This window comes from Kluyvera ascorbata ATCC 33433 (genome assembly GCF_000735365.1).
Classification (GTDB): Bacteria; Pseudomonadota; Gammaproteobacteria; order Enterobacterales; family Enterobacteriaceae; genus Kluyvera; species Kluyvera ascorbata.
Genome location: NZ_JMPL01000131.1, coordinates 1 through 11,033, shown reverse-complemented (window position 1 = coordinate 11,033; position 11,033 = coordinate 1). Strand labels below are relative to the sequence as shown.

Below are 11,033 nucleotides of genomic sequence, written 5' to 3'. Positions count from 1 at the left end.
AGGAATGAAAGTTCTGATGCGCGAACCGTGTTTTCGTCCGGTGACGTCACAGCTGTAACCCGTAGGTTGGCGCAAGCGTTTTATCCGGCCTATAGGCAAAAAAATGGCGCCATTCGGCGCCATTTTTATATGCGGTTAAGCATTATTTTTTAATGCGAATAACCGGGGTCTCACCCACTGTCACGCTACCGGACAGTTTGGTCAGTTCTTTGATCTCGTCCATGTTGGAGATAACCACCGGAGTCAGGGTTGACTTGGCTTTTTCTTCCAGCAGGGCCAGATCGAACTCAATCACGGTGTCGCCAACTTTAACGCGCTGGCCTTCTTCCGCGATGCGAGTGAAACCTTCGCCTTTCAGTTCAACGGTATCGATACCGAAGTGAACGAACAGCTCGATGCCGCTATCGGATTCGATAGAGAAAGCGTGGTTGGTTTCAAAAATTTTACCGATAGTGCCGTCAACCGGTGCAACCATTTTGTTACCGGTTGGTTTGATAGCAATGCCATCGCCAACAATCTTCTCAGCAAACACTACATCCGGCACGTCTTCGATGTTGACGATTTCGCCAGAGAGCGGTGCAATGATCTCAATGGTTCCGGTGTCTTTTTTATCATCAGAAACCAGAGATTTCAGTTTATCGAACAAACCCATGATCTTCTCCTAAGCAGTAATTTGGGCCGCGTCTCGTGGATTAGCAGATTGTTTTTTCTTCAATGAACTTGTTCACCAACGCCAGCAGTTCGTCTGTGGTCGGTTGAGCAAGCGCTTGCTCTGCTAATACCTTCGCATCTTCGAAGTTCGTGTTACGGATAATCTTCTTAATGCGCGGGATAGAAATGGCGCTCATAGAGAATTCGTCCAGACCCATCCCCAGCAACAGAAGTGTAGCACGTTCGTCGCCTGCAAGCTCACCACACATGCCAGTCCATTTGCCTTCAGCATGAGAAGCATCAATAACTTGCTTGATCAAAGTGAGGACAGACGGTGACATTGGCTGGTAAAGATGTGAAATCATATCATTACCACGGTCAACTGCCAGAGTATACTGCGTTAAATCATTGGTACCGATACTAAAGAAATCAACTTCTTTGGCTAAATGACGTGCAATGGTCGCTGCCGCAGGTGTTTCCACCATTACGCCAACTTCGATTGATTCGTCAAACGCTTTACCTTCGTCGCGCAGTTCCTGTTTGTAGATTTCGATCTCTTTTTTCAGTGCACGCACTTCTTCAACAGAGATGATCATTGGGAACATGATGCGCAGTTTGCCGAAAGCAGAGGCACGCAGGATAGCGCGAACCTGGTCACGCAGGATCTCTTTACGATCCATTGCGATACGCACGGCACGCCAGCCCAGGAACGGGTTCTCTTCTTTCGGGAAGTTCATGTACGGCAGCTCTTTGTCGCCACCGATGTCCATGGTACGGACGATAACTGCCTGAGAGCCACACGCTTCAGCAACGGCTTTGTACGCCGCAAACTGCTCTTCTTCAGTTGGCAGCGCGTCGCGGTCCATGAACAGGAATTCGGTGCGGTACAGACCAACACCTTCTGCGCCGTTACGCTCAGCACCGTCGATATCACGCACGGTACCGATGTTGGCACAAACTTCAACCTGGTGGCCATCAAGGGTGATTGCCGGCAGATCTTTCAGTTTAGCCAGTTCGGCTTTCTCATTGGCAACCTGCTCCTGAATGGCGCGCAGCTGCTCAATTTCTTCGTTAGTTGGGTTGACGTAAACTTTGTTGTTCACGGCATCCAGAATCAGATAGTCGCCATTTTTCACCTGAGTGGTGACGCTACCGGTACCCACGATGGCTGGCAGTTCCAGGGAACGCGCCATGATAGAGGTGTGGGAAGTACGGCCACCGACGTCAGTGATAAAGCCCAGCACCTTCTTCAGGTTCAGCTGTGCGGTTTCAGACGGCGTCAGGTCTGCGGCAACCAGGATAACTTCATCCTGAATGGCGCTCAGGTCAATAATGGCCAGACCCAGGATGTTGCGCAGCAGGCGCTTACCGATGTCACGTACGTCAGCCGCACGTTCTTTCAGGTATTCATCATCCAGTTCTTCCAGGGCAGTTGCCTGACCTTCGATAACTTCATGCGCAGCTGCATCAGCCGTCATGTTCTTATCTTTAATCAGGGCTATGATTTCCTGCTCCAGCTCCTCATCTTCGAGCAGCATGATGTGCCCTTCGAAGATGGCTTCTTTTTCTTCACCGAAAGTTTCGCCAGCCTTGGTCTTGATAGCTTCCAGCTGAGCTGACGCTTTAGAACGACCGCTCAGAAAACGTTCAACTTCCTGCTCTACTTTATCGGCAGAAATTTTCTTCCGGTCGATGACAATTTCATCTTCTTTCAGCAGCAGTGCGTTGCCAAAAGCGATACCCGGGGATGCTAAAATGCCTGAAATCATAACCCTACCTTACTTGTGACTGATATTTAAAAGAACTCGTTGAACTTACTCGAGTTCAGCCATCAGTTTAACCAGATGCTCAACTGCTTTCTGCTCGTCTTCACCTTCTGCGGACAGGGTAACAACGGTGCCCTGGGTCAGACCCAGAGTTTGCAGTTTGAACAGGCTTTTCGCGCTAGCGCTTTTGCCGTTGGAGGTCACAGTGATCTCGGAAGTGAAGCCTTTCGCTTCTTTAACAAACTGAGCAGCAGGGCGGGTATGCAGACCGTTCGGAGCGGTAATGGTAACTTCTTGCTGGAACATTATATTTCCCCAACTTATAGGTTTAGTGTTGTGGAACTAAAGTCTAGCCTGGTGGATAGACTTTAGCCTGTATTACAAATCAAGCGACGCCCACAAAATCAGCACTACCATCGGCGACAAACCATCCGACGCAGACGCTTCTGGCCTTTGACGTTTCGCTTATCATTAAACATTATGCCGTGAAAGCAGGATTTGAACCAAATCATAAAATCGATTCAGCTAGTGGAAAACCTGTTAAGAATAATTTCGCGGCTCAAAATAAATATGAGAGGTTAAATACCAGACCTACGGAGGTGAATCAATGCCAGGGGGGGTAAAAGTTTGATGTATGCCACAAAAAGCACCCAGAAGGGTGCTTTTTTACACGATTTTAACCGACTGGCATTACTGTTGCAGTTCTTTCTCGGTGAAGAGATCTGCGAACAGCGCCGTGCTTAAATAACGCTCACCCGAAGACGGTAGGATAACCACAATATTCTTATTGGTAAAGGTTTCATCTTCCTGGAGTTTCAATGCTGCGGCAACCGCTGCACCGGAAGAGATACCCGCCAGAATGCCTTCTTCTTCCATCAGGCGGCGCGCCGTGGAGATAGCTTCTTCGTTGGTAATCGCGACAACTTTATCAATCAGCTTCAGATCCAGGTTGCCTGGGATAAAGCCTGCACCGATGCCCTGAATTTTGTGTGGGCCTGGTTTCAGTTCTTCGCCCGCCAGCGCCTGAGCGATAACCGGAGAATCGGTTGGCTCAACGGCAACGGAAATCAGGTCCGTTTTGCCTTTGGTATTTTTGATGTAGCGCGTAACGCCGGTCAGCGTACCGCCGGTGCCCACGCCTGCAATGAATACGTCAACCTGACCGTCGGTATCTTCCCAGATTTCCGGGCCGGTGGTTTTTTCGTGGATTTCCGGGTTAGCCGGGTTGCTGAACTGCTGCAGCAACAGGAATTTTTCTGGGTTGCTGGCAACGATCTCTTCGGCTTTTTGAATGGCACCTTTCATGCCTTTCGCGCCTTCGGTCAGTACCAGATTCGCGCCCAGCGCTTTCAGCAGCTTGCGGCGTTCAACGCTCATGGTTTCTGGCATGGTCAGCGTCAGCTTATAACCACGCGCGGCTGCAACATAGGCCAGAGCGATACCGGTGTTGCCGCTGGTTGGCTCAACCAGTTCGATGCCAGGTTTCAGCACACCGCGTTTTTCGGCATCCCAAATCATATTGGCACCGATACGGCATTTGACGCTAAAGCTTGGGTTACGTGACTCAACCTTCGCCAGAATACGTCCGTTACCGATGCGGTTCAGTCGTACCAGTGGTGTATGACCGATAGTCAGGGAGTTATCTTCAAAAATCTTACTCATGGCCTATCCTTAACTGTATGAAATTTGGGGTACTCGACCAGCATACCTGCTTAAAGATTCTGCGGAAGTAAGGATTTCGCATATCTATATACTGAAGGGAAATAATGGCTATCGGGATGGAATAAGGCAAGGCATAACGGGAAAAGGTAGGCCGGATGGCGCTGCGCTTATCCGGCCAACAACGTCTGTAAAGCATGACGTCTGAAAGTGAGGTTATTTCCACATGGCGTGTTTGTCGCGATAGCAGTCAACCCACATTACCGTTGCGCCGCAGATAGCGACGGGAATAATGACCAGGTTCAACACGGGGATCAGCGTGAACAGGCTTACCAGTGAACCAAACTGCATATTGGTCACTTTGCGGGTGCGCAGCGCCTCTCGCATGGTCTTAAACGGTACTTTATGGTTGTCGAATGGATAGTCGCAGTACTGAATGGCCAGCATCCATGCGCTGAACAGGAACCACAGTACAGGTGCTACCGTCTGACCGATACCCGGAATAAAGTACAGCAGGAGCAGCACGATGGCGCGTGGCAGATACCACGCGAGCTTCTGCCATTCGCGTTTCATGATGCGTGGCAGATCCTTCATGATGCCAATCACCCCAGTATCCGGCGGCGTTGCGCCGGTTAAGCGCGCTTCCAGCTGTTCGGCCAGCAGGCCGTTAAACGGCGCGGCAATCCAGTTGGCGATGGTTGAAAAGAAATAGCCGAATACCAACAGAATGGAGATAACCACCACCGGCCATAGCAGGTAGCTCAGCCACTGCAGCCAGTCGGGGATACGGCTCATTAAGGACGGAATCCAGCTTTCCAGCTTGCTGAACAGCCACCAGAAGGCGCCGCCCATCAGAATAATATTGACCAACAGCGGTAAGATGACGAATCGGCGGATACCCGGCATGCCGATCAGTTTCCAGCCCTGAGAGAAGTAGTAAACGCCGCTACGTGCGGCAGGGGTGGGCGATGAAACCATGGTCAGATGAAGCTCCTTTAACTGACTACATTGAAAAGACGTCTATATATTATCGGGTTGTTGGACAATGACCAGTTAGGAAATGTTCGAAAAACCAGCAAAAAATACGATTTTACTCATCTTTCTGCGGTGAATGTCATGTGCACACTTGCACTTGACGTGATGGGCAAATACTCTTAGTGAGTAAATGTTTGCCGTGGTGGCAAGGTGTTAGAACAACAGAGAATATAATGATGCAGGATTTGCGTCTGATATTAATCATTGTTGGCGCGATCGCCATACTTGCTTTACTGGTTCATGGTTTCTGGACGAGCCGTAAAGAGCGTTCATCTATGTTCCGCGATCGTCCAATGAAGCGAATGAAGTCTCGTGATGCCGATGATGAATCGGAAGAAGACTTCGATGACAATGTTGAAGGCGTGGGTGAAGTTCGTGTCCACAAGGTCAATCACGCCCCTGGGGCTGCTGGGGAGCATGAAGCCCCTCGTCACGCGCCTCAACACCAGTACCAGCCGCCTTACGAGCGTCAGGCGCCTCAGCCTGCGCGCGCGCCAGAGCCGGTACAGCAGCCGCATGCACAACAGCCGCATCAGCCTGCACAGCCCGCGCCGGTACCGCCGCCGCAGCCTGTACAGCAGCCTCAGCGACCGCCGGTGGTAGAGCCTCAGCCTGCGGCCCAGGCGCCACAGCACGTTGCTCAGCAGCCCGTCGCACCGCAGGCACCACAGCCGATTGCAGAACCCGTACAGCCGCCGCAGCCAGAACCGGTTGCTGCCCAGCCTGCGCCTGAACCCGTTCAGCCAGAGAAACCAGAGCGTAAAGAAACGGTTATCGTGATGAACGTCTCTGCGCATCAGGGTACGCAAATTAACGGTGAACTACTGCTGAACAGCATCCAGCAGGCCGGTTTTAAATTTGGCGATATGAATATTTTCCATCGTCATCTCAGCCCGGACGGCAGTGGCCCGGCATTGTTTAGCCTGGCCAACATGTTGAAGCCTGGTACTTTTGATCCAGATACCATGGCCGATATGCTCACGCCTGGTGTCACCATCTTTATGCAGGTGCCGTCCTACGGCGACGAGTTGCAGAACTTCAAGCTGATGCTGCAATCAGCGCAGTATATTGCTGACGAAGTGGGTGGTGTGGTGTTGGACGATCAGCGCCGTATGATGACGCCGCAAAAGCTGCGTGAGTATCAGGACCGTATCCGCGAAGTCAAAGACGCTAACGCCTGATAAGCTCGCGCGTTGCCAATCCTTCCTGAACCCCCGCCTGTCGGGGGTTTTTTATCATTGATGGTGTGATATGCAATCTATAGAACAACAACTGAATGAACTGCGAGCGACGCTTCGCCATCATGAATATCTGTATCACGTTTTAGATACCCCGGAACTGCCGGACGCGGAGTATGACCGTCTGATGCGTGAACTGCGCGAGCTTGAAGCGCAGCACCCGGAGCTGATTACCTCAGATTCGCCGACTCAACGCGTTGGCGCCGAGCCGCTGGCGGCGTTCAGCCAGATTCGCCATGAAGTGCCGATGCTGTCGTTGGACAACGTCTTTGACGAAGAGAGCTTCCTTGCTTTTAACAAGCGCGTTCAGGATCGCCTCAAGAGCACGGATAAACTGACCTGGTGCTGCGAGCTTAAGCTGGACGGCCTGGCGGTCAGTATCCTGTATGAAAACGGTGTGTTCGTCAGCGCCGCCACGCGTGGTGATGGTACCACCGGTGAAGACATCACTTCGAACGTCCGAACTATTCGCGCCATTCCGCTGAAGCTACGCGGAGATAACATTCCGGCTCGCCTGGAAGTGCGTGGCGAAGTGTTTATGCCGCAGGCTGGGTTTGAAAAAATCAACGACGAAGCCCGTCGCACCGGCAATAAAGTGTTCGCCAACCCGCGTAACGCCGCCGCAGGCTCACTGCGCCAGTTAGACCCGCGGATTACCGCGAAGCGACCGCTTACTTTCTTCTGTTATGGCGTGGGCGTACTCGAAGGCGGCGAATTGCCGGATACTCATCTGGGGCGCTTGCTACAGTTTAAAGCCTGGGGGCTGCCGGTGAGCGATCGCGTCACGCTGTGCGACTCCCCGGAGGAAGTGCTTGCTTACTATCATAAGGTAGAAGCAGACCGTCCGACGCTCGGTTTTGATATCGATGGTGTGGTCATCAAGGTGAACTCGCTGGATTTACAGGAACAGCTAGGCTTCGTGGCCCGTGCGCCGCGCTGGGCGGTGGCGTTTAAGTTCCCGGCGCAGGAACAGATGACCTTTGTGCGCGACGTGGAGTTTCAGGTAGGGCGCACCGGGGCGATTACGCCAGTGGCGCGCCTTGAGCCGGTGCAGGTAGCCGGTGTGCTGGTCAGTAACGCGACGCTGCATAACGCCGATGAAATCGAACGTCTTGGCCTGCGCATCGGCGATAAAGTGGTGATTCGCCGTGCGGGTGATGTTATTCCGCAGGTGGTCAACGTGGTGCTTTCCGAGCGCCCGGATGACACTCAGGAAATCGTCTTCCCGACCCATTGCCCGGTGTGTAATTCCGATGTCGAGCGCGTGGAAGGCGAAGCCGTTGCTCGTTGCACCGGTGGCCTTATCTGCGGTGCACAGCGCAAAGAGTCGCTCAAGCACTTCGTTTCCCGCCGTGCGCTCGACGTGGACGGCATGGGCGACAAAATCATCGACCAGCTGGTCGAAAAAGAATATGTCCATACTCCGGCCGATCTTTTCACCCTGACCGCAGGCAAACTGACCGGGCTTGACCGTATGGGGCCGAAATCGGCGCAGAACGTGGTCAGTGCGCTGGAAAAAGCGAAGCAGACCACCTTTGCTCGTTTCCTCTATGCGTTAGGTATCCGTGAAGTCGGTGAAGCGACGGCAGCCGGGCTGGCGGCCTACTTTGGCACGCTTGAAGCGCTGGAAGCTGCGTCCATTGAAGAGCTGCAAAAAGTCCCTGATGTCGGCGTGGTGGTGGCGAATCACGTCTTCAACTTCTTCGCCGAAGAGAGCAACCGTAACGTTATCCAGCAACTGCTGAAAGAGGGCGTGAACTGGCCTGCTCCAGTGGTGATTAACGCCGAAGAGATAGACAGCCCGTTTGCTGGCAAAACCGTGGTGCTGACCGGCAGCCTGAGCCAGATGTCCCGTGACGATGCCAAAGCGCGTCTGGTTGAGCTGGGCGCGAAAGTCGCCGGTAGCGTGTCGAAGAAGACTGACCTGGTGATTGCCGGTGAAGCCGCGGGCTCGAAGCTTGCCAAAGCGCAGGAGCTTGGCATTGAGGTTATCGACGAAGCTGAAATGCTGCGTCTGCTAGGAGTCTGAGGTGGATAAAGCGCAGCTGATTGAAATAGCCAACACCGAAATGCCGTTCGGCAAATACAAAGGTCGGCGGCTGATTGATGTGCCGGAAGAGTATCTGCTGTGGTTTGCCCGAAAGGATCAGTTCCCGGCCGGGCATCTTGGCGAACTGATGCAGCTGACGCTGCTCATCAAAACGGAAGGGCTGAGCCAGCTGGTTCAGCCCCTGAAACGCTAGCTTCCTACGCGGGCCTGCTCTTTGGCCTGCGCTTTTTCGGCCTGCGCCTTGTAGCGACGGGCCAGCACCGCACAGGTCATCAGCTGAATCTGGTGGAAGATCATCAGCGGCAGCACCATCATCCCCAACACTGACGTCGGGAAGAGAATATTGGCCATTGGAATACCGTTGGCCAGACTCTTTTTCGACCCGCAGAAGACAATCGTAATCTCATCCGCCTTGTTGAAGCCCAGACGACGAGCGACCACGGTATTAATCAGAATCACCAGCGCCAGCAGCACGATGCTAACCACGACGATAAACAGCAGTGACCCCACGCCAACCTTATGCCAGATACCGTTGACCACCGCTTCGCTGAAGGCGGAATAGACCACCAGCAGAATAGAAGTCTGGTCGGTTTTGGATATCCACTTTTTGTGTTTGGTCACAAATGCCGCCGTCCACGGGCGGGAAAGGTGCCCCAGCACAAACGGCAGCAGCAGTTGCAGCATGATTTTGCCCACCTGCTCAAGGCTACCGCCTGCGCCGTGTACGTTCATCACGAGGCCAACCAGCAGCGGCGACAGGAAGATACCCAGCAGGCTGGACGCCGATGCAGAACACACCGCGGCGGCGACGTTACCGCCAGCCAGCGAAGTAAAGGCGATAGCGGACTGTACGGTAGCGGGCAGAATGCACAGATACAGGAAGCCGGCATAAAGCTGCGGGTCGACGTTAATCGGTGCCCACCAGGCAAACAGTACGCCCAATACCGGGAAGACCACGAAGGTGCTGCACATTACCCACAGGTGCAAGCGCCAGTGGCTACCACCGGCAATAATCGACTCACGGGACAGCTTGGCACCGTGCATAAAGAACAGCAGCGCGATGGCGGCGGTGGTCAGATTTTCAAAAAAGGGAACGAAGTCGCCGCGAGCCGGAAAGAAGGTGGCAAGCAGGACAACCGCAATAAGGGTCAGCGTAAACGGATCTAAAATGCGGAAAAGTTTCATAAAGACTCCTGAAGATCGATGCATACATTTTGCTTTTTTATTTTTGAGAAATAAAATTGATTTATTGCATTCATTCATGAAAAAACAGATGAATTACTCATTGCGGCAGTTGAAGGTGTTTGTCACGGTGGCGCAGGCGAAGAGTTTTAGCCGGGCAGGGGAGATAATTGGCCTCAGCCAGTCGGCGGTCAGCCATAGCGTGAAGGAACTGGAGAGTCAGACGGGCGTCCGCCTGCTTGACCGTACCACGCGCGAAGTGGTGCTGACGGAAGCGGGGCAGCAGCTTGCCGCTCGCCTGGAACGGCTTCTGGATGAGTTACAGGGCACGTTGCGAGAGGCGGGACGTACCGGACAGCAGCTAAGTGGTACGGTCAGGGTGGCGGCTAGCCAGACGATTTCAGCGCATCTGATCCCACAGTGCATCGCCGAAAGCAACCGCCGGTATCCGGACATTCGCTTTGTGCTGCACGACCGGCCGCAGCAGTGGGTGCTGGAGAGTATCCGCCAGGGAGATGTTGATTTTGGTATCGTTATCGATCCTGGCATAGTGGGGGATTTGCAGTGCGAAACGGTGCTCTCCGAGCCGTTCTTCCTGCTGTGTCGCAACGATCACCCATTTGCTGTTATGCCGGAAGTGGACTGGCAGGCGCTTCAGGGGGCGGAACTGGTGCTACAGGATTATGCTTCCGGCAGCCGGATGCTGATTGATGCGGCGCTCCAGTTGCATCAGATTGAGGCGAACATCGTGCAGGAAATTGGCCACCCGGCGACGCTGTTTCCCATGGTGACGGCAGGAATTGGCATCAGCATTATTCCGGCGCTGGCGTTACCGTTGCCGGAAGGGAGTCCACTGGTGGTGAAGCGGATGTCACCAGGCGTAGAGCGCCAGCTGATGCTGGCGAGACGGAAAAATCGTTCGCTCTCCACCGCAGCCCAGGCTCTGTGGGACGTGGTACGGGAGCAGAGCCAGTGTCTGACGAATAAACGTCAACAGGACCCGCTCTATCAGACGTAGATATCGATTTGGTGATCGTCGCTGGGTGAGTTGATGCCGGTTGTCGCGGCCGACGAGGCGTCGAGTTTTTCTTGCTCTTTTTCCGCTTGCTGGCGCTGTAGCTGAGCAAGCTGCGCTTCCAGCATGGTTATCTGTTCCTGAATCATTTCCGCTTGCTTTTGTTTTTCTTCCGTACTCCCGCTGCCATCAGCAATCTCTTTGAGCTGCTGGGTCAGTTTAACAATCTGCTGGGTGATACGTGCCATTTGTGATGCCGCATCGTTACCGCTCGGAGCGGCGTTGCTGGTGGTAGTTTTTAGCGAAGCGATAGAGGTAGCGCTGATGGTGGTCATGGTGAACGCCTTATTGGGAGAAATATAAGGAGTATCGGCAGAATGGGGGGAGACTTGAGCTTTTCCCGGCGGCGCTGCACTTGGCCGGGCTACATAAAACGC

11 protein-coding genes are annotated in these 11,033 nt (G+C 53.5%); 4 read left to right on the top strand and 7 right to left on the bottom strand.

Translation table 11 applies throughout. The features are described 5' to 3' along the window. Nucleotides 1–142: 142 nt before the first annotated feature. The 5 genes from crr to cysZ form a co-directional block, all read right to left on the bottom strand. Nucleotides 143–652, bottom strand: coding sequence for a PTS glucose transporter subunit IIA (gene crr / locus GKAS_RS20395; RefSeq protein ID WP_035896914.1), 510 nt, complete (start codon nt 650–652; stop codon nt 143–145). Nucleotides 653–692: 40 nt separating this feature from the next. Further along, nucleotides 693–2,420, bottom strand: coding sequence for a phosphoenolpyruvate-protein phosphotransferase PtsI (gene ptsI, locus GKAS_RS20390; RefSeq protein ID WP_035896912.1), 1,728 nt, complete (start codon nt 2,418–2,420; stop codon nt 693–695). A 45-nt stretch (nt 2,421–2,465) separates the two neighbouring features. Continuing rightward, nucleotides 2,466–2,723: a phosphocarrier protein Hpr gene (gene ptsH / locus GKAS_RS20385; RefSeq protein WP_002913505.1), complete on the bottom strand. Its 258-nt coding sequence runs from the start codon at nt 2,721–2,723 to the stop codon at nt 2,466–2,468. Nucleotides 2,724–3,107: 384 nt separating this feature from the next. Further along, nucleotides 3,108–4,079, bottom strand: a complete 972-nt coding sequence (gene cysK, locus GKAS_RS20380) for a cysteine synthase A (RefSeq protein WP_035896911.1) — start codon at nt 4,077–4,079, stop codon at nt 3,108–3,110. A 213-nt stretch (nt 4,080–4,292) separates the two neighbouring features. Beyond that, nucleotides 4,293–5,054 (bottom strand): sulfate transporter CysZ, encoded by a 762-nt coding sequence (gene cysZ / locus GKAS_RS20375; protein WP_035896910.1) that lies wholly within the window; start codon nt 5,052–5,054, stop codon nt 4,293–4,295. 230 nt (nt 5,055–5,284) lie between these two features. On the opposite strand from cysZ, the gene zipA reads away from it, so the two are divergent. The 3 genes from zipA to GKAS_RS20360 all read left to right on the top strand — a co-directional run bounded on the left by zipA (nt 5,285) and on the right by GKAS_RS20360 (nt 8,592). After that, nucleotides 5,285–6,292: a cell division protein ZipA gene (gene zipA / locus GKAS_RS20370; protein ID WP_035896909.1), complete on the top strand. Its 1,008-nt coding sequence runs from the start codon at nt 5,285–5,287 to the stop codon at nt 6,290–6,292. Nucleotides 6,293–6,362: 70 nt separating this feature from the next. Then, nucleotides 6,363–8,378 carry an NAD-dependent DNA ligase LigA gene (gene ligA / locus GKAS_RS20365; RefSeq protein WP_035896908.1) on the top strand — a complete coding sequence of 672 codons (2,016 nt, stop codon included), beginning with the start codon at nt 6,363–6,365 and terminating at the stop codon, nt 8,376–8,378. Between the two features lies 1 nt (nt 8,379). Next, entirely contained in the window at nt 8,380–8,592 is a 213-nt protein-coding gene (locus GKAS_RS20360) for a DUF3820 family protein (protein ID WP_035896906.1), read from the top strand. Here the strand turns inward: GKAS_RS20360 and GKAS_RS20355 are convergent. Next, on the bottom strand, nt 8,589–9,584 hold the full coding sequence (locus tag GKAS_RS20355) for a bile acid:sodium symporter family protein (RefSeq protein ID WP_035896904.1): 996 nt from the start codon (nt 9,582–9,584) through the stop codon (nt 8,589–8,591). The genes GKAS_RS20360 and GKAS_RS20355 overlap by 4 nt on opposite strands. An 88-nt stretch (nt 9,585–9,672) precedes the next feature. Between GKAS_RS20355 and GKAS_RS20350 the strand changes: the two genes are divergently transcribed. After that, nucleotides 9,673–10,599, top strand: a complete 927-nt coding sequence (locus tag GKAS_RS20350; protein ID WP_035896915.1) for a LysR family transcriptional regulator — start codon at nt 9,673–9,675, stop codon at nt 10,597–10,599. On the opposite strand, the gene GKAS_RS20345 is transcribed toward GKAS_RS20350, so the two are convergent. Next, on the bottom strand, nt 10,590–10,931 hold the full coding sequence (locus GKAS_RS20345; RefSeq protein ID WP_035896903.1) for a FlxA-like family protein: 342 nt from the start codon (nt 10,929–10,931) through the stop codon (nt 10,590–10,592). The two genes, GKAS_RS20350 and GKAS_RS20345, sit on opposite strands and share 10 nt — an antisense overlap. Nucleotides 10,932–11,033: the final 102 nt, after the last annotated feature.